Annotated in this window: 18 protein-coding genes; 4 read left to right on the top strand and 14 right to left on the bottom strand. The window is 59.0% G+C overall.

What is annotated here, in order from left to right:
• Window positions 1-95: 95 nt before the first annotated feature.
• Together A7P95_RS10640 and mutM are read right to left on the bottom strand one after the other, a co-directional pair.
• Complete coding sequence (locus tag A7P95_RS10640; protein WP_245636607.1) at window positions 96-869, bottom strand: 1-acyl-sn-glycerol-3-phosphate acyltransferase; 774 nt, start codon at window positions 867-869, stop codon at window positions 96-98.
• Between the two features lie 57 nt (window positions 870-926).
• Window positions 927-1748 (bottom strand): bifunctional DNA-formamidopyrimidine glycosylase/DNA-(apurinic or apyrimidinic site) lyase, encoded by an 822-nt coding sequence (gene mutM / locus A7P95_RS10635; RefSeq protein ID WP_067595163.1) that lies wholly within the window; start codon window positions 1746-1748, stop codon window positions 927-929.
• On the opposite strand from mutM, the gene A7P95_RS11830 reads away from it, so the two are divergent.
• From A7P95_RS11830 to A7P95_RS10625, 3 genes are all read left to right on the top strand, one after another.
• The gene (locus A7P95_RS11830) at window positions 1747-1905 is read left to right on the top strand and encodes a hypothetical protein (protein WP_156503592.1); all 159 of its coding nucleotides are present in this window, start codon (window positions 1747-1749) and stop codon (window positions 1903-1905) included. The genes mutM and A7P95_RS11830 overlap by 2 nt on opposite strands.
• 64 nt (window positions 1906-1969) lie before the next feature.
• The gene (locus A7P95_RS10630) at window positions 1970-2929 is read left to right on the top strand and encodes a tRNA dihydrouridine synthase (RefSeq protein ID WP_067595160.1); all 960 of its coding nucleotides are present in this window, start codon (window positions 1970-1972) and stop codon (window positions 2927-2929) included.
• Window positions 2930-3071: 142 nt separating this feature from the next.
• Complete coding sequence (locus A7P95_RS10625) at window positions 3072-3770, top strand: TIGR02117 family protein (RefSeq protein ID WP_067595158.1); 699 nt, start codon at window positions 3072-3074, stop codon at window positions 3768-3770.
• 326 nt (window positions 3771-4096) lie between these two features.
• On the opposite strand, the gene pncC is transcribed toward A7P95_RS10625, so the two are convergent.
• The 10 genes from pncC to A7P95_RS10575 form a co-directional block, all read right to left on the bottom strand.
• The gene (gene pncC / locus A7P95_RS10620; RefSeq protein WP_067595157.1) at window positions 4097-4570 is read right to left on the bottom strand and encodes a nicotinamide-nucleotide amidase; all 474 of its coding nucleotides are present in this window, start codon (window positions 4568-4570) and stop codon (window positions 4097-4099) included.
• Window positions 4571-4583: 13 nt separating this feature from the next.
• The gene (nudB, locus tag A7P95_RS10615; protein WP_067595156.1) at window positions 4584-5087 is read right to left on the bottom strand and encodes a dihydroneopterin triphosphate diphosphatase; all 504 of its coding nucleotides are present in this window, start codon (window positions 5085-5087) and stop codon (window positions 4584-4586) included.
• A complete protein-coding gene (locus A7P95_RS10610; RefSeq protein WP_082890807.1) occupies window positions 5084-6532 on the bottom strand; it encodes a mechanosensitive ion channel family protein in 1449 nt (482 codons plus the stop codon). The genes nudB and A7P95_RS10610 overlap by 4 nt, the downstream gene beginning before the upstream one ends.
• Window positions 6533-6848: 316 nt before the next feature.
• A complete protein-coding gene (locus A7P95_RS10605; protein ID WP_156503591.1) occupies window positions 6849-11012 on the bottom strand; it encodes a pilus assembly protein in 4164 nt (1387 codons plus the stop codon).
• Window positions 11013-11227: 215 nt separating this feature from the next.
• Window positions 11228-12493 carry a F390 synthetase-related protein gene (locus A7P95_RS10600; protein WP_067595145.1) on the bottom strand — a complete coding sequence of 422 codons (1266 nt, stop codon included), beginning with the start codon at window positions 12491-12493 and terminating at the stop codon, window positions 11228-11230.
• Window positions 12494-12742: 249 nt separating this feature from the next.
• Window positions 12743-13684, bottom strand: a complete 942-nt coding sequence (locus tag A7P95_RS10595) for an MBL fold metallo-hydrolase (protein WP_245636606.1) — start codon at window positions 13682-13684, stop codon at window positions 12743-12745.
• An 18-nt stretch (window positions 13685-13702) separates the two neighbouring features.
• Complete coding sequence (gene ubiG / locus A7P95_RS10590) at window positions 13703-14416, bottom strand: bifunctional 2-polyprenyl-6-hydroxyphenol methylase/3-demethylubiquinol 3-O-methyltransferase UbiG (protein WP_067595139.1); 714 nt, start codon at window positions 14414-14416, stop codon at window positions 13703-13705.
• Between the two features lie 85 nt (window positions 14417-14501).
• Window positions 14502-14858, bottom strand: a complete 357-nt coding sequence (locus tag A7P95_RS10585) for a hypothetical protein (protein WP_067595135.1) — start codon at window positions 14856-14858, stop codon at window positions 14502-14504.
• A gap of 78 nt (window positions 14859-14936) precedes the next feature.
• Window positions 14937-15347, bottom strand: coding sequence for a hypothetical protein (locus tag A7P95_RS10580; RefSeq protein WP_067595132.1), 411 nt, complete (start codon window positions 15345-15347; stop codon window positions 14937-14939).
• A 92-nt stretch (window positions 15348-15439) separates the two neighbouring features.
• Window positions 15440-17035, bottom strand: a complete 1596-nt coding sequence (locus A7P95_RS10575; protein ID WP_067595129.1) for an ArnT family glycosyltransferase — start codon at window positions 17033-17035, stop codon at window positions 15440-15442.
• 308 nt (window positions 17036-17343) lie between these two features.
• On the opposite strand from A7P95_RS10575, the gene A7P95_RS10570 reads away from it, so the two are divergent.
• Entirely contained in the window at window positions 17344-17955 is a 612-nt protein-coding gene (locus tag A7P95_RS10570) for a DUF4189 domain-containing protein (protein ID WP_067595127.1), read from the top strand.
• A 40-nt stretch (window positions 17956-17995) separates the two neighbouring features.
• Here A7P95_RS10570 and A7P95_RS12380 read toward each other — a convergent pair whose 3' ends face one another.
• Window positions 17996-18130, bottom strand: a complete 135-nt coding sequence (locus A7P95_RS12380; protein WP_281179427.1) for a hypothetical protein — start codon at window positions 18128-18130, stop codon at window positions 17996-17998.
• Between the two features lie 13 nt (window positions 18131-18143).
• Window positions 18144-18968, bottom strand: a complete 825-nt coding sequence (gene ppsR / locus A7P95_RS10565; protein ID WP_082890806.1) for a posphoenolpyruvate synthetase regulatory kinase/phosphorylase PpsR — start codon at window positions 18966-18968, stop codon at window positions 18144-18146.
• Window positions 18969-19056: the final 88 nt, after the last annotated feature.

Here is a 19056-nt window from a genome sequence, read left to right as displayed (position 1 = left end):
TTGCAGGCCGTGCATCCATACCTGGCCTGCCGAAAATTTTTCAGGTAGCCCCAGAAGCTACCTGAAAACCTGAACGCGAGCGAAACCCAAACGCCTCAATCGCCCCCGTTCACCACCCCGCCCACAAAAGCCTCGGCCTTATCCTTGAGCAGGAAGCGGGCGGAGGGGTCGGCGGCTTCTTCGGCGGTGAGCGCGAGCGGCGCGGAGCAGTCGGCGCGCACGATGATTTCGGGCATGGATACGATGCGCCACAGCGAAGTGAAGAGGCTGGTGTTGCCCGCATAAGCGGGACCGATGCTGCGTTTGCCCGCCGCATCGCAATAGCGCAGCGCCACGGCCACGGCGGGCAGGCCGCTATCGAGCGCAGATTGGAACAGCGCGGCCTTAAACGGCAGGGTGCCCGTGCCTTCCGAGGCTTTGGCTTCGGGGAAGAACGACACGCTGTGCCCCGCCGTGAGCGAGCGCACGATGGCTTCGCTTACCGGCGCCACGTCGTTGCGGCTGTTGCGGTTGATAAACACCGCGCCGGTGCGCGCCACCACCGCGCCGATAATCGGCCAGGAGCGGATTTCGCGCTTGGCGATAAACACGGTGGGATACATGGCCATCAAAATCATCGGGTCGAGCCAGGAAACGTGGTTGGCCGCGCCGAGGAACACGGGCGGAAACGGCGGGTTGGCCGGGTTGGCTTCAATGCGGATGTGCAGCACTTTCAGCATGCTGCGCGCGAGCCGCTGCATCACGTCTTTGCTGTTCTGGTTGTATTCGCGCAGGCGAAACAGGCTCACGGCGGTAATGAAAAACCAGCACAACAGGTGCAGCAGGCGGAAGAGGCGGGTGAAGAGGGAAGTGGGTTGTGTGTTCATCATTATTGGTGTGGGAAGTGGCAAAAGGCTACCTGAAAAATCAGGCTACCTGAAAACATTTCAGTGCTGGCACTGCGGGCAATAAAAACTGCTGCGCTGGCCGAGCACCTGCCGCGCAATCGGCGTGCCGCACGCCCGGCAGGGCTCGCCTTCGCGGCCGTACACATTATATTGCTGCTGGAAATAGCCGCTTTGGCCGTCGCTGTGCAGGAAATCGCGCAGGCTGCTGCCGCCGGCTTCCAGCGCCCGTTGCAACACGCTGCGGATTTCGGCCACCAGGCGGCGGCACTCCTCGGCGGAAACGCGGTCGGCGCGGCGCGTGGGCAGGATGCCGGCGGCAAACAGCGCTTCGTTGGCATAAATATTGCCTACGCCCACCACGATTTTGTTGTCCATCAGCGCGGTTTTCACAGCGCTTTTGCGGCGCGAGAGCGCGGTTTTCAGGTAGCCTGCGGTGAATTCGTCTTGCAGCGGCTCGGGGCCCAGGTGCTGCAACAGCGGGTGTTGCTCGGCGGCGCCGGCAAACCACAGCACGGCGCCGAAACGGCGCGGGTCGCGCAGGCGCAGCACGGTGTGGTCGGCGGTGATGATGTCGAGGTGGTCGTGTTTTTCCGGCGGCGGCGCGCTGCCATCCGGATACACGCGCAGACTGCCCGACATGCCCAGATGCAGCAGCATCACGCCGTGGGCAAACTCAAATAGCAAATACTTGGCGCGGCGGCGGATGTGCACAATGCGGCTGCCGGCAAGCTGCTGCGCCAAATCGGGCGGCACCGGCCAGCGCAGCTTGGGCTGGCGCACCACCACTTCGGCCACGGTTTTGCCCTGCATATAGGGCTGGATGCCGCGGCGGGTGGTTTCAACTTCGGGCAGTTCGGGCATGATGGATGGGAAAGAAATGAGCGGGAGGGGAAGTTTAGACCGTTTGCGCGGTTTAGGCTACCTGAAAAATAGTGAGCACCCTTTTCAGGTAGCCTCACTGTCGCATAACAGGCTACCTGAAAAAGGGAAGCTGTTTCAAGCCATCCGGCTCGCCTGAAAAAATATCCGGCAACCCCGCCCAACGCGGTAAAATCCCCGTTTTGCACGCCGCCTCCTTCACTATGCACCTCATCCTCGCCCCCATGCAGGGCCTGCTCGACCCCGTTATGCGCCACCTCCTCACCCGCATCGGCGGCTACAGCGAATGCGTTACCGAATTTGTGCGCATCACCCACACCCTCCACTCCCGCGCCACCTGGCGGCGCCACATGCCCGAAATCGACCACGGCTGCCGCACTCCCGCCGGCACCCCCTGCACCCTCCAGCTCCTCGGCAGCGACCCGGAAAACATGGCCGCCAACGCCTGCGCCGCCGCAGCCGCCGGCGCCCGCAAAATCGACCTCAACTTCGGCTGCCCCGCCCCCACCGTAAACAAACACCAAGGCGGCGCCATCCTCCTGCGCGAGCCCGAACGCATCCGCCAAATCGTCTCCGCCGTGCGCCAAAGGCTACCTGAAAACATCCCCCTCACCGCCAAAATGCGCCTCGGCTACGACAGCGACCACCTCGCCATCGAATGCGCCCAAGCCATCGCCCAAGGCGGAGCCGCCGCCCTCGCCGTGCACGCCCGCACCAAAACCCAAGGCTACCGCCCACCCGCACACTGGCCGCAAATCGCCCGCATCCGCCAAGCCGTATCCATCCCCGTGATTGCCAACGGCGATGTATTCAGCCTGGCCGACTACCTCGCCATCCGGCAAAGCAGCGGCTGCCAAAGCGTCATGCTCGGGCGCGGCGCCGTCATCACCCCCGACCTCGGCCGCCAAATCGCCCGCCACAACCAAGGCCTCCCGCCCGATCCCGCCCCTTTTGCCGACTACCTCGTTTGGATGCGCCAATTCTTCCAGCTCTGCCGTCAAGAAGCTGGCGACACCCCCTACCCCGTCGCCCGCCTCAAACAATGGCTCGGCATGATGAAACCCCACCACCTCCAGGCCGAACAGCTCTTCGCCGAACTGCGCACCCTCACCCACCCCACCGAAGTCGAACACCTATTGGAACACTATACCCCCAACCCTTAGCCAACCCACAGGCTACCTGAAAACGAGCGCAGCGAGTTTCGCCAAAACAACGCCGCATCCTTCCTCCGAACGCGCCGTTTTAGCTTCGCAGAAACTCCGCTTCCTTCGGAAGCTCCGTTTTCAGGTAGCCTCACATTCCGCCATGCCCACACTCCGCCGCCTCATCCGACTCATCCGCCGCAGCCTTCTCAGCCTCGCCGCCCTGCTCCTGCTCTACGGCACCGCCGTTTGGCTGCTGCCTCACATCAAAAGCCCCGGCCGCGCAGAAGGCGAGCCCGAAATCACCGTTTGGCTGCTCTCCAACGGCGTGCACACCGACATCGTCGTCCCCGCCGTAAGCAGCGAAGCCGACTGGCGGGCCGTGTTCCCCGCCGAGCACACCCGCAGCCGAGAATACGCCCCCTGGCTCGCCATCGGCCTCGGCGACAAAAACTTCTACCTCACCACCCCCACCTGGGCCGACCTCCGCCCCGGCACCGCCCTCAAAGCCGCCACCGGCCTCTCCAGCAACGCCGTCCACGCCACCTACCTGCACAGCCTCGAAGGCTGCACCCGCTGCGCCCCCATCCGCATCAGCCGCCCCCAATACCGCCGCCTCGTTTCCTACATCCGCCAAAGCCTGCAATGGCACAACGGCCGCACCCGCCCCATCCCCACTCATCTGGTATACGGCGATCACGACGCCTTCTACGAAGCCACCGGCAGCTACAGCCTCTTCTACACCTGCAACACCTGGACCAACAACGCCCTCAAAACCATGGGCAGCGACGCCGCCCTCTGGACCATCACCGAACAAGGCATCTTCCTGCACCACCCGCCCCAGGATACGCCCCCGCCGTAAAACCACCTCAACCCGACTTACCGCAGCCCTATAGCGAATCAAATTGGCTTTTGATACCAGGCAGCGAGCCGCAGACAGTACAGAAGTACGGCAAGGCGAGCTAACGCCGTAGCGAAAGTTAAGTTGGTTCGCTATATTTTCAGGTAGCCTCCATCCCCGGCTGAGGCTACCTGAAACCTTATCCCTTTCCCACAGAAGAGTTCGGCAAACCGCAGGCAGGTATGGCAACGCCGTTGCGCAAAAATCTGCGGCAACAAAAAGGCTACCTGAAAACCGTGTCAACCCGTTTTCAGGTAGCCTTTTATTTCGATTTCGTTAGCGGGAAACTAGCGTTCCAAATACCGCTTCATCAGCATCAGCGCAAAACGCACGGCCTGGGCGCGCACGGCGGCGCGGTCGCCCTGGAAACGCTGTTCTTTCGCCCAAATGCGCTGCTTGGTAGCCAGGCCGAACCACACCGTGCCCACGGGCTTGCCTTCGCTGCCGCCGTCGGGGCCGGCGATGCCGGAAATGCTCAGGGCGTAGTCGGCCTTGGTGGCGATGAGCGCGCCCAGCGCCATTTCGCGCACGGTTTCTTCGCTCACGGCGCCGTAGTGGCTGAGGGTGGCGGCGTTCACGTTCAACAGCTGCTGTTTGGCGTGGTTGCTGTAGGTAATGAAGCCGGTTTCAAACCAGGCGGAGCTGCCGGGCAGGCGGGTGAGCTCGGCGGCAAGCTGGCCGCCGGTGCAGGATTCGGCGCAGGTGATGGTTTCGCCGCGTTCGGCCAGCTTTTGGGTAACTTCTTGCAGCAGGGTGTCCATGGTAATCGCTCGTTTATTTGTTGGCCGTATCATGGCTTAAAGCGGGGGATGCCGTCAATTTTTCAGGTAGCCTGCTTTCGGTTTCGGCGGCCAGGCGCAACAGTGCTTCGCGGTTGGAGGGGGAAAAGGCGAGCTGTGCGGCTTCGGCCAGCGGCAGCCAGCGCTGGGCGCGGTGTTCGGCGGGGGCGGTGCGCACGGGGCGGCGGGGAATCACGGCGGAGAAAACGTGCTCGGTGTTGCGGGTAACGCCGGGGGCGTAGCGGTGGCGCCAGTGTTCGTAGATTTCGTATTCGTTTTGGGTGTGCCAGTCGGTGAGGGCTTCGGGGGCGAGGTGGATGCCGGTTTCTTCGGCCACTTCGCGCAGGGCGGTGGCAAAGGGGGTTTCGCCTGCTTCGAGGCTGCCGGTGACGGATTGCCAGAAGCCGGGCGGGGATACGCGCTCGAGCAGAAGGGCTTGGCCGCAGCCGTCGTGCAGCACCACGAGCACGGATTCGGGGCGTTTGTAGGCGGGGCTCATCGCGGCGGCTCCGCGCTGCTGCCGGCCACTTCGTCGGAGGCGGTGTCGCCCTGCGCGCGGTAGCCGGCTTTGAGCAGGGCGGCGGCATCGGGCGAGAGCTCTTGGTTCAGTATGCGCACTTCGCGCTGCGGGAAGGGGAATTCGATGCCTTCTTCGTTGAAACGCTGCCACACGGTGAGCAAGATGGCGGAATTGAGGCCGAGGAAGCCGTTTTCCGGGTCGCGCACCCAGAAGCCGAGGCGCAGGTTGATGCCGTTGTCGGCAAAATCAATCAGATAGGCTTTGGGCGGCGGGTCGGTTTTCACCCTGTCCTGCGCGGCGGCGGCTTCCTGCAAAATCTGCAAAGCCTGCGCCAAATCGGTGTGGTAGGCTACCTGAACATCCAGGCTCTGCCACAGCGATTTGCCGGTGTAAGATTCGTTGATCACTGCGGAAGTGATGAAGGTTTCGTTCGGAATCAGCGCTTCCTGCCCGCCGGCGCTGCGCAACACCACGAAGCGGGCGGTGATTTGCGTAACATAGCCGGTGAAGTTGTTTACCGTGAGCCGGTCGCCGGGGCGCACCGAGCGGTCGCCCAAAATGATGAATCCGGACACATAATTGCTGGCGATTTTCTGCAAACCGAAGCCCAAGCCCACGCCGAATGCGCCGCCGAATACGGAAAGCACGGTTAAATCGATCCCCACCAGCGGCAGCGCAATCAGCACCGACAAAATCAGCAATATCGTGCGCGCCAGCTTGGAAAGCATGATTTGCAGGTTGGGGTCGAGCCGTTTGCTGCCTTTCAGGCGTGTGTCGATATAGCGCGACAGCCACATGGCGCCCACCACCATCACCCCCACCCACAGCAGGCCGGTGAGCACGGTATAGAGCGAGAGCCGCGCCGAGCCCGCCGAAAATTGCAGGCCGCGCAGCCAGGCAATAATGATGTCGTCGATGCCGGAAGCCCACAGCAGGAAGGCGCCCCACAGCGCGGCGGCCAGCGAAGACTCCATGCGCGAGGAAAAGCGGTTGGCCGGAATGGCCGAATGGAACACCGCCAGCACCACGCGAATCAGCAGCATCCAGCGTGCCGCCATCACCAGAAGCCGCAGCCACACCGCTGTGGCGCCGAGCAGCCCGTACCACGCCACCAAGGCCGCCGCACCGGCCAGCAGCATCAGCAGCGGCCAGCAAGTGCGCCGCCAGATGTGGCGCAGCAGATAGGTTTTGCCGTCGTCGTCCGGCAGTTTGGCCAGCAGCTTGCCGGCCAGGAAATAGGTGCCGAGCAAAATGCCAACGGCCAGCGCGAAATCCAGCCAGCCGCGCGTGCCGGAAAGGCTGCCGAGCAGCTGGTTCAGCCCGAATTCTTCGCGCGAAAATAAGGCGAGCAGATGCGATTTGCCGCTTTCGCCAAGGTTGTCGAGCCATTCGGCGTTGTCGGCGGCGGTGAGCAGGGGGAGCATGAAAAATCCGTTTCTTGAAGCGAGATGTGTGATGGGGTGGGATTATAGCAAGGGGGCAATGGTTTCATTGCTGGTTTTTCGAGTGGAATTTTTCAGGTAGCCCTTTATAGCGAATGAACACGCTTTCAATACCAAGCGGCGAGCGGCAAACGATACAGTAGTCTGGCAAGGAGAGCTAACGCTTTAGCGAAAGTTAAGTTCATTTGCTATAGCGTGTTGGGTATGACTTAGGCAACGGCAGCAAGCACCCATCATCCGGCTGTCCACAAAAAAGCCGTCTGAACATTCAGACGGCTTTGCATTTGGCGAAGCAGAATTAGTCGAAAATCTCACGCCAAGAGATGCGGCGGATGAGGGCAGTTTCAAAGGTGTTGGTCGGTGCCTCCATAAGACCAGTATCACCAGCAAGGATATTACGGATACTGCGTTGGCCAGCCACTACAGCCTCTTTAGCAGTACCAACCGGAGCCATGATACCACCCACTTCCAGCATACCGCCCAATTTATCGGCGCCATCAAAGCGGCCGTCTTTGTTGGTATCGAATGCCGGCAGATTGTACTGACCACCAGTTTGCAGATCCACTGCAATCAATGCCGTGGCACCGTTTGCTTTACACACATTGGTGCTATTCGGAAGGCTGCGTACTGCCGTAAAGGTAGCCACACGGTTCGCCCTCACACCAGGCTGAGACACAATGGCCTGACCTGAAAGCAGTTTCAAGCGCCAGCCTTTATGGTGGCTCTGTAAGGCATTCCGAGTAATCTGATAAAGTTTCTGCTGCAGGTTTTTGTTGGTTGAATAAATAGCATCAACATCTTCACTGCTACCAATGCTCTGCCCCAACAAATCGTTATCGCTAATCGGCCCTTGTTCGGCGAAGAGGCCCAGCGCATAGTTCTGCACGCCCGGCGCAACGTCATTCAGTGAGAAATACTGGCCGGTACCCGCAATCACATACAGGTGACCACCGGTTTGCACCACTGTCGGAGCAGCCGTAATCGGTGAGCCTGTGCCGCTGGGGGTGTACAGGGGCTGGTTGTTATAAGCCTTAGCCCAAGTGCTACTAGTGGCATCATAGTTCACTCGCCACATTTTGCCGCTCAAATCGCCAACAAACACGGCTTCCGGAATATCGTCGCCATTTTGGTCATAGATTGTAGGTTCACCCACACCTTCCTGACCCAACGGCACTTTCCAGTAGTTGCGATTAAGCTGCCAAACACCACTATTATTATCGGCGCGCAAAATATACAGGTAGCCGCTGTTGGAATTGCTGTTTACACCGCTGCTAAAGATCACAATCGGATTGTTGTCTTTATCTTTGGCAATAGTCGGTTTGCCAACGGTTAAGCCCAAATCGGGATCATCGGCATTTGAGAATTCCCATAGCACATTAGACGCGCTGGGGTTACTCAAATCGGTAACATCCAAGGCATACACCGAAGCACCACCACGGCCTGCCGAGCCCACCACGATGGATTTTGCCGTGTTGCCGAAGCAAACTTCGCCTGTAACCGGCGTACCATCATTCAAATACTGATGCTGCGGGTTATCTGTACGCAACGACAAGCTATACAGTTTTGGCAACGCAGTAGACGGGATATAGCCCATCACTTCACCGCCATCCTGATTCAAGATATGCAACACACCAGCATTGGAGGCCGTGGCATAGAAGTTGGGACGAACGGTGATATTCCTATTGGCGTATTCACAACCATTAGGTTTCTGCTGCGGCGGCAAGATAGGCTGCACACCGGAATTGATGATGGTGCCCAGCAAGCCTCTCTCGCGTTTGCGCCAAGCAGAGCCTTCTAAGCTCGGATCACCCAATGTGTACTGAATCAGGCTATTAGCAGAAGCGCCGGCATTCATCGCGCTAGAGAAAGCTGCTGCATTTCCGGGAGTAAACTGTACAGTACTGCCACTGGTACTTTCGGTAAACAACTTGCGGGAGCCCCAACCTGTGGCTGTATGGAATACTTCTAACTTAGAAGAAGCACGCCATGCAGGAGTAAAAGTTAAGCCATTCCCTTGCAAGCCGATTCTCTGTGTAATCACATCGCCCGACAGTTCATCCACGTTATAAGAAGACTGCAAACCAAGTGAGTTACCGATTTTCAGCGTTTCATTCTGATGCTCAGTTACTCCCACAAATGCTTGGGATGGATCAGTATATTCATTGGCTTTTTTAAATGCATCTTCCAAAGCCTGCATCATATTTTCCGGGCTGTTACCTAAGGCGAAGTTTCTCGGCATCCCTTCAGGGAACAATATCGGTGAGCTGCTGACTCCTGGCGCATCAGCAGTCCAACTGCCGCGAGAGTCATTCGGCATCACAACAGGATTTTTAGGATCATCAGGTGCATAGTTAAAACCGCCATATTTTGCTGCCCAATAATAAGCATTACCGATTGAGTTCTCATCATTCTGCTCAAAACGGCCTTTACCGTTTTCCAGCACATCAATCATGAAAGTATTGATATGTTGATTACCTGTAATATCTGTTCGGATATCTTGAGTTCTACCCCAATAGGCCAGAGCAACAATACCGGCTGGAGAATAGGGAATCCTATTCTTACCGCCAGAACCGCGAGACCAATCCCATGTTGAACCGCCAAGTCCTTTAAATCTCTCCTGATCCAAAATTTTCGATAAAATTTCTTGCGTTTTAATTTCAGGATCGTCTTTTACACCGCTGCTGGGAATAAAATTGGGCAAATCTTTTTCATCGTGGGTAAAGGTATCGCCAATCAGAATCATGGTATTAGATCGGCATTGCGCCTCATCTGGAGAAGCCAAGCCGCGAGTGAGAGGATCATCCCAGTTGTAAATCATCGGAAATCCATCGGCTGAACGAGGATTAATACCGAATTGACGCTGAGTCTGCTCATAATAGGCAGGCATCCCTTTATGGCGCAGATAGCGCTGAGCGGTATAAAACAGCTCGGCGGCAGTATCGTAGCCTTTATAATTGCCAGCATCCCCAAATTTATTGATATAGTTAATCGCACCGCTATTGGTAACCCCTGTTTGTTTAGCATCATCGCTATCTGGATTTACCGCTAACACACCGGTTCTTTCATCCCACTCCCGACCATAAGTAATATTGTTTTCCGTTTGCGTACGATCCAGATATTTCATACGAGCACGCAACACGCCGCCGCTCACATCATTAGTATGTGCCAATTGATAGCCAAAAACGGAGAAACGCGCAGGGCGGCTATCCGGTCCGGAGCCACGGCCATACTTCTGCATCAATCCTTCCGGTTTGTACACGCTACCGTATTGACGGCAGTTAGATGGCAAGCTAGATGCGCCGGAAGTACCAGGATCACAAGCCTTCACCACCACCGGAAGCCAAAAATTCGTCAGGTTGTCTTTACCAAGAGAGGCGTTTTTTGCCACATTAACAATGGATTTAGTTGCTCCTGGAGCAATGAGGGGATTAATTATATCGCGGTCTTGATACATCAACGCGCCATCACGGTTCATACGCACCGGCGTAACAAAGAAACTTTCGTTCACAAAGAAGATCTTGTTAGGTCTGCCGATTTTCTCACTGGCTGCCACTTGAGGCTGCTGCTGAGGAGATTGCAAAGAAGGTTTACCAGGGATGGGGGAAGCATAGTAGCGGAAACCCAACGCCCTAGGCAAACCAACCGCATCCGAGGTAGTGGCAAAAGAGTCCACCATGCTGGCAGGAATAATCCTTTTCAGGAACATAAAGTTTGCAGCGGTTGGAGAAGCAATATGAATCGCTCTTAAGCGCAAGCGAAAGTGTTGCTGACCGTTCTGCTGTTGACGCGGATTCACATAAGCTCGGCGTAGGAATGTACTGCTAGTCGTATCGCCGGCCTCATAGTTAGTTGGATCATTGCCCATACCGCGCGCCCGGTTACCGCCAGTTAGAGAATAGCGGAAAATATCCACGGCAGACATCGTGGCCCAGTTTAGGAAGTTGCCACTATATTCGTCAGTATTACCGGGGCACAAACCCACATTGCCTGCAGCATCAGTGCTGGCTCTTGAAGAAACCTCAAAATATCCGTTAGTACTGCCATACTCTTTAAACGTATAGCACTTGGTATTATCGAAATAACCGAGATAATAACGCTTCCATTGGTTTTGCCGTTCTGCCTGACTGCTACCAATTATTAAGGTAGGATATCCGTCATCTATAAATTCGTTATTAGAATAAGCCGCACCGGCTGTCGGGTGCTCTACGGATGGCGTGAGGGTAATGTTCGGGCCGTGCTTGATGGTTACGCCCGATAGAGGAATATTGCTGATAGGCACGGTTGCCGCTTGAGTGGTGAAGCTGAAGCCGAAGCCGAAAATGGCCGCTGCCAATATGGTTGGCTTGAAATGTTTTTGTAGATTAGGAGTTTTCATTTCTGTCATTCCATTGCTTGAGTAGATAAGTAACGCTTTCCTATCATTGGTAAATTCTATCGCCGCAAGAAAAACAATAGAATTCACTTTATCTGGTAGTTTCTATTATAACCCGTTTTCCCACAAAGAAAAACCAAGACAGGTATCCCTGTAGCAAGCAATTTTACTGCCATACACACCACACTCCTTCAATATTTCTTGGTATCCCCCTTCCGGGCAGCAAAAAAGCCGCTTTCTGCAGCTTTTTTCGTTCACCCCCTGCCTGGAGACCGGTTGGCGCGCCAAATTCCAGATCTTCGGCCTTAACCCGCTTCCACACACACAATCCGCCGCCGCTTTTTGGTGAAATCCTGCTCCGGCGTGCGGGCATCCAGCCGCCATTCCAGAGCGGCTGCGGGCACGCCTTGGGCGGCGAGAAAAGCATTGAGGTGGGCGGTAAACGCTTGCCACTGCCCGGCAGAGAGGGCGGCCTGAAGGGTCAGGATGTGCCGCTCTTGGGTGAGGCGGTAATCGACATTCCACGGCAGGATTTGGGCGATGGCGCGCGATACGGCATCGGCAAACAGGGTTTTCCGCCCGAACACCAGCGCGCCGTCGCAGCGACCTTCGATGCGGCTCAATACGGTGCAGGCGCTGCCGCAGGGGCAGGGCTCGGGGCTCACTGCCAGCACGTCGTTCAGTCGGTAGCGCACGATGGGCTGGGTTTGTCGCGTGAAATCGGTGATAACGGGCACAAAGCGTTCATCATCCAGCCATTCGCGTTCGAAATAGACGAATTCTTCGTTCAGATGCAGCCGCCCGTGTGCGCAGGTGGCGGCGAGGAAGCCTTCGGTGGCTTGGTATACCTCGTGCAGATTGGGAAACACGCTGCGGATAAACTCGCGCTCCGCCGCGCCCAACACTTCCGCCGCCGACACCACCTTCTTCGGTGCCAGTTTCAGCCGCCCTGCCCGCACCGCCTCCGCCAAGGCCGCCAACACCTGCGCCGGCGCCACCACGATGGTGGGCTGCTGGCGCTCGGCCTCGGCCAGCAAATCGGCAAACGGGCGGAACAAATCATAATAGGCAAACGACAGGCAGGGCGTTCTCACCGCCTGATAAAGATTGCTGCCGGCACGCAGAAACAGCGCCACACGCTCGCCGCTCAAAAGGCCGTTCGGCAGCATTTTGGCCAACATAATGCCAGCCCACACCGCCTGTTCGCGCGGCGACACGGCAAACAGCCCGCGCATGCCCGACGTGCCAGAAGACAGGCCGATGCTGATGCCGTTTACCGTGGGCGAAAAATCGCGGCTCTGCTCGGCCTGCAAAGCGAGCGCCATGGCTGCCTCGCGGTTTAGGCCGGCGGTATTCATGCGGCTGAATTCCTGCATCATCAGCGCCTTATCCATCTGCGGCCATTGGGCGAACGGCTTTTTCAGGTAGCCCGAGAAATAGGGGCTGCGGCTGAGGGTGCGCGCGAAGAAGCGTTGCAGCTGTTGCTGTTGGTATTGCTCCAAGGCGGGGCGGCTGGTGAAACGCAGGCGGCGGGCGCGGTGGTAGGCGGTGAGCAGGGGCAGCAGGCGCATGGCGGGCTTTCGGGATGGGTTGGGATTTTTAGTTTCGCAGAAACTCACTGCGTTCGTTTTCAGGTAGCCTTATGGCGTTGGGGGCTACCTGAAAACAGAATAGTTGCTTTGCTTTTAATCGGTTTAACTGCTTGGCAATACTTTTTCAGGTAGCCTTTTGCGCAGGAAGGCTACCTGAAACTTTCCGCTGCCATGTAGGCTGGGCAAAACGCCGCCAAGCTGCGTTTGAACTGCGTTGCAACATTGTTTTCAGGTAGCCTCTTCCAGCTCGTGGCTGAGGTACACGGGGATTTGCGGACTAAGCGCGGCGAGCTGGTTTAACGTGTTTTGGAAGGCGGCGGCATCGTCCATAATCAGGCGGCTCACGGCGGCGGGCGGGCGGCCTGCGCGGAAATTGCGTTGCGACCAGGCGGCATCGGCGGCCAGCAGCACCCAGCCGCGCTCGGTGTGCACAAAGGCGCCCAAGTGGCCGGCCGCGTGGCCGGGCAGCGGCAGCAGCACGATTTCGCCGCCGCTTTCGGGCAGCGCCCAGCCGCGTTCAAACGGTTTCAAGTTTTCAGGTAGCCTCTGCACGGCAAAGGCTTCGGCGGCCAGCAGGCGGCTTTCCACATCCTGCGGCATTAAATCGGGCAGGAAGCCTTTGAGCAGGGCGGGCAGGCCGCGCAGGCGGCGGATTTTCGCCCAGCCTTCGCCCGAGGCAATCAGCGGCACGGCGGGAAAATCTTTCAAGCCGGCGATGTGGTCGCCATGAAAATGCGAGAGGATGATGCCGCTCAAATCGCGGGCGCGCAGCCCTTGGGCGGCCAACTGCGCCGCCATGCCCTGCTCGGGCGAAAAATACACGGGCGTTACCCAGCGGTAGAGCCGGTATACGCCGCGCGCGGCATCGAAAAAATGGTTGGCATAGCCCGTGTCCCACAGCCAGAAGCGGCCGCGCACTTCGAATAGGAACACGCGCGCGGGAAACTCGCAGGCGCGCCAGCCCGCCCCGCGCACCGCCACGCAGGCGGGGTGGGTGCAGTATCCGGCGCTGAAGAAGTGGATTTTGGCCATGTTGTTGGATGATTGGCTGGTGGATGTGTTGGATAACGGCTGTTTATTTTTCAGGTAGCCTCCAGGCGGCGGGAGGCTACCTGAAAAATTGGCGGCAGAGTGTGCAATTAGCGCCGTGCAGCCTGCTGGCGCTGCCATTTGGCGCGGCATCCGCAATCAACCCGCCGCGCGGCAGGCAATCATATAGTTCACATCGGTTTGGCGGCAGAGGCGGTAGCGGCGGGTGAGCGGGTTGTAGGTGAGGCCGCTGGCGGCGGCCACATCCAGCCCGGCTTGGCGGCAGAGGCGGGCGAGGTCGGCGGGGTTGATGAAGCGCTGCCAATCGTGCGTGCCCTTGGCCACCAGGCCGAGCACATATTCGGCGGCCACAATCGCTTGGGCGTAGGATTTGGCGGTGCGGCTGAGGGTGGAGAAAAACACGCTGCCGCCGGGCTTGGCGAGCCGGGCGCAGGCGGCAATCACGGAAGCGGGGTCGGGCACGTGCTCAAGCATTTCCATGCAGGTGACCACGTCATAGGCGGCGGGCTGCTCGGCGGCGAGCTCTTCTACGCTCACGCAGCGGTATTGCAGGTTGGCCAGCCCTTGCTGCTCGGCGTGGGCTTGGGCTACCTGAAGGGATTTTTCGGCCATGTCGATGCCGAGCGCCTGCGCGGCTTCGCGGGCGAGGGCTTCACTGAGGATGCCGCCGCCGCAGCCCACGTCGAGCACATTTTTACCAGTCAGCCCACCGCTGTGTTCGCGGATAAAGCCGAGGCGCAGGGGGTTGATGTCGTGCAGGGATTTGAACTCGCCTTCGGGGTTCCACCATTGGGCGGCGAGGCGGCTGAATTTGTCGATTTCGGTGGCATCGACGTTGCGGGCTTGGGTCATGCGGTTCTCCTGATGGGTTGGGCGGGGCGGCTGCCGTTTTCAGGTAGGCTGATTGGGGCGGGAAGGCTAGCTGAAAAACAGGGGCTTAGCGGCTGCCGCTGCCGTAGCGTTGCAGGCTGCGCTGCACGGAATCTCGGATGGCGGCGCAGTATTGCGGCGGCTGTTTGCCTTCGGTTTGGCGGCTCAGGAAGGCTTTGGCTTCGTCGGCGCTGAGCACGCGTTCACAGCTGCTTTGGTTGAGCTCCTCGATGATGGTTTGGAAGGCGACTTTGTAGCGGTTGTCTTGCGCGGCATCGGGCTGGCAGGTGGTGGCGTAAATCATGATGTCGAAGCTGTCTTTCAGGTAGCCTTGGCATTGCTGTTTGCTGGCTTGGGCGGGGGCGGCCTGCGCCAGCGCGGGCAGGAAGGCGGCGGCGAGCAGGGCGAGATGGTGGGCTTTCATTTGGGTTTCCTTATATATATATATATTACAGTTTCGGTTGGATTGAGAGGTTAGCTGAAATTTCAGGTAGCCTTTGGTTTAACGGCTGCGGTAGCGCTGTTCGATGGCGGGCATTTCGGTTTTGATGGCGGCGCAGTATTGCCGTGCGTTGCCGGGCACGCGGCTAAGCTCGCGGCGGATAAGGGGGCGCAACTCTTCGCGTTTCACCACGCTGGGGCAGCCGCTGTCGGCGAAGCGCTGGCGCACGCTTTCCACCACGGCGCGGTAGCGCTCGGTATCGCGTGCGTTGGTTTGGCAGTCGCCGGTAACGAAGGTGGAGAGCTTGAAGCCGTCGATCAGGTAGTTCAGGCATTGCTGGCGGTCGGCTTGTGCGGCAGGCCGGGCGGCGGCTTGCGGCTGGCTCTGCGGGGCAGATGATGATGCGGCACAGCCGGCCAAGGCTGGCAGCGCGATGGCGGCCAGGAGCAGTTTGGTATTGAATGTGAGCATGATGTTTCCTTTTGCGGTTGGTTTCGGCAGCGATGGGGGTGATGGAAAGGCTACCTGAAAATGCTGCCGTCTGTTTTCAGGTAGCCTCTAAACTATTCATCCCGCTGCCACAACACAAAGGCTTCGTGCTTCTCGCGCGGGCGGGCGGCCACGGCCAGCTCGGCGGCCTCTGGCACAGCGTCGCGGCGCAGGGTGGCCACAAAGCGGCAATCCTCGCCCAGCGGGTATCGGCCGTATTCCTGCCAGGCGTGCCGCACCACGGGATGCTGGGCAGACACGCAGGCATCGGCGGGCAGCGCCGTTTCCAGCCGCTCCACCACGGGGCGGTAGCTTTTGGCCGCATCCAGCCAGGGCAGGAACAGCGTGAGGATGAGCGACCAGCACAGCGTGAGCCCCGCCGCCCAATTGGTAACCGCCTGCCGCCCGCGCACATATTTGCGCGTGATGGCCAGCAGCCACACCGGCGTGAACAACACCGCCACAATCACCGGAAAATAATCGATATCCCGCTGATAATACGGGCTGAAATAAGCCGCCCGCTCGGCCAGCTTGGCCGGCCAGCCGAAATTCATGGCAAAAAAGCCGAGCCACACAAACAGCGCCAGCGAGCCGAACGTCATGATGCCGAACCAGTTGAAAAACGCCGCCGCGCCGCGCCGCAGCTGGTCGGCCTGCGCCGCCGCCGCCAACACCAAAGGCGGCAGCAACACCAGCAGCCTGTCTTCATTGCGCTGCGGCGAAACGGCCAGCAGCAAGCCGAACACCAGCAGCCAAATCACACACAAGCTGTTCCAGCCGTGGCGCGGCAGGCGGCGCTGGCGGTAGAGCGTCCACAAGGCCAGCGGCCAGGCCGGGAAGGCAAACCACAGCAGGTTTTTCAGATAATAGCCGGCGGAAAAATTAAAACCCAGCCGGCCGAATCCGCCGAAGGGCGCGAGCGCATGATACCGCCACCATTGCGCAAAAGCCTCGGGCGACAAGCCGTTGAGCACCAGCGGCCACACAAACAGCAAGGGCAGCGTGAGCCCCGCCGCCGCCAAAAGCGTGAGCCAGAAGCGCTTATTGTGCCAATGCTTGTCTAGCGGCAACAGCGCCGTGGTGAGCATCACGCCCAAAAGCGGCACCAGGCTGCCGGAAAGCGAGAGCACCGTCCAGCCCAAGAGCGTGAGCACAATCGCCTTCACCGTTTTCTGCCGCGCCATCGCCAGCGCATAAAAGCTCAGGCTCAAGCCGCACAGGGCAACGATTTGCCCGCCCACGAAGTGGCTCATCATCAGCAAGCCCGGGCAGCCGATGAGCACCAGCACCGCCGTGCGCCCGTTGCGCCTCCCCAAGAGCATCCGCCCCGCCCCGCCCATGGCCGCCATCGACACCGCCGCCAGCGCCGCGTTCACCATGCGCACCGCCTCATAAGGCGGCAGCCGCCCGAACAGCTTCACAAACAGCGCCGAGAGCCACACATACAAGGGCGGCACATCCCAATGCAGCACGTCGCCATCCAGCGGCAGCCACCACTGCCCGCCCTCCAGCACCTGCCGGATCACGGCATACACCTGCGGCTCGTCTTGCCACAAATCGTGGGCAAACACGCCCGGCCACAGCCAAACGAAAGCCAGCAGCAGCAAAAGCCAAGGCCGCTCGTAAGTGGGCGGGGCGGGGCGTTGCTCGGGCGGGAGGTAGGTTAGCATGGGGTGTCCAGCGGGGAAATTCGGATTGGGCGCTATTGTATAGCAAACTGCCTGCGGCGGCAGAGGCGCAGGATAAGGAGGCTACCTGAAAACCGAGATAGGGTTTTAGCTGCATTGAAGTTCACGTTTTCAGGTAGCCTTTATTTGCCGCATTGGCTCGCGGCAGGCTGGGCATTCATGCCCAAGCTGCGGGCTTATTTTTCAGGTAGCCTCCAAGCAGCGGGCAGCGCTATACAAGATTTTGTTTTTTGTTACAATCCCGCCAGCGGAAACACCCCTTTTCCCCCTTTGCAAACAGGAGCGGCAAGATGAAACAGAACATCACCCACACGGCGGCGGGCGTATTGGCGGCGCTGCTGCTATGCGGCGCGGGCGCGGCTTGGGCACAACCCACACCAGCGCAAATTCAGCAACAAGAGTTCCAGCGGCAGCAAAACGAACTCGGTATGTATTACCAACAGCAGCAGAATAATCGGCGAACTGCCCCGAGCGGCCCCTCCGCCGCCGAAGTGCGCGCTTGGGAGCGGCGCGAGGCGCAGGTGCAGGCCGAAATCGCCCAATTGCGCCGCACGCCGTTTTATATGGCCATCGCCTACGATTTCGACACCCGCCAATCTATGTGGAGCGGCGGCTATGCATCGGAACGCCGAGCCGTGGAAGAAGCCCTGCGGCAATGCCGCTCCGCCAACTGCCGAGTAATTAAAACCTTTGCCAACACCTGCGCAGCCGTGGTGGAGCCCGACAGCCGCGCAAAATCGGCGGCAGACATCTTCGTTGCCTTAGACAAAAACGACCGGCAGGCGGCCGCCAAAGCCATGCATTCCTGCGAAGCGCGGCACGGCGCGGGCAATTGCAGCTATTGGCAAGTGCGCAAACCTTTATGTACCGGCTACGATTACAGCATCTACGGCCAGCGCTGAATCCGCGGCAGCCAACCAACAGGCTACCTGAAACCATGTTTCAGTTTTCAGGTAGCCTTTTGTCGTACTTGTTCTCGGCAGGCCATCCGTCACCGCCAGTCAAAGGATAAAGGCTACCTGAAAACGAGCTGCGCAGAAACTCGCGAAGCTCGTTTTCAGGTAGCCTTTTGTTCACACTGCGGCAGGGTTTACGTGCGCCGTTGCAGTTTGCAGGCCTGCATGATGCCGGCGGCGAGCTCTTCCACGGATTTGTGGGTGGTGCTGGTGTGGGGGATGTTGTGCTGGCGGAACATGGATTCGGCTTCGTGCACTTCGCGCCGGCAGTTTTCGGGGCTGGCGTATTGGGAGTTGGGGCGGCGCTCGGTGCGGATGTGGTGCAACCGGGCGGGGTCGATGGTGAGGCCGAAGATTTTGCCTTTGTAGGGCTTCACCATGCGCGGCAGGTCGGTGCTGTCCAAATCATCGGGGGTGAGCGGGTAGTTGGCGGCGCGGATGCCGTATTGTAGGGCGAGGTAGAGGCAGGTGGGGGTTTTGCCGCTGCGGGATACGCCCATGAGGATTACGTCGGCATCGGCCAGGTCTTTGGCGGATACGCCGTCGTCGTGGTTGAGGGAGAAGTTTACGGCTTCCATGCGGGCGTCGTAGCGCTCGGTGTCTTGGATGCCGTGGGTGCGCCCCACTTGCAGCACGGCCTGGGTGCCGAGCTCTTCTTCGAGCTTGTTGATGAAGGCGTCGAAAAAGCTCAGGTGCAGGCCGTTGCAGTTTCTAATGATGTGGCGGATGTCTTCGTTTACGATACTGGTGAAGATGATGGGGCGCAGGTTGCAGCCGCTGGCGATTTTGTTTACTTCAGCCACGATGCGCTCGGCTTTTTCCGGGGTGTCGATGAAGGGGTAGGTGAAGCGTTTGAATTCGATGTTGTCGAACTGGTTGAGCAGGGCGTCGCCCATGCCCTCGGCGGTGAGGCCGGTGCGGTCGGAGATGAAAATGGCGTGGCGGGTGCAGGGCGGCATGGTTTTTTCCTTTCAGGTAGCCTTCAGCGGGCAGATCAATCAAACAAACGCCGTATTCTAGCAGCTTCCCGCGCACGGGGCATGACAG

The sequence above is a fragment of the Eikenella longinqua genome (assembly GCF_001648355.1).
In the GTDB taxonomy this organism is placed as follows: Bacteria; Pseudomonadota; Gammaproteobacteria; order Burkholderiales; family Neisseriaceae; genus Eikenella; species Eikenella longinqua.
Note: the sequence above shows the minus strand (reverse complement) of the source record. Positions and strands in the feature narration are given on the sequence as shown.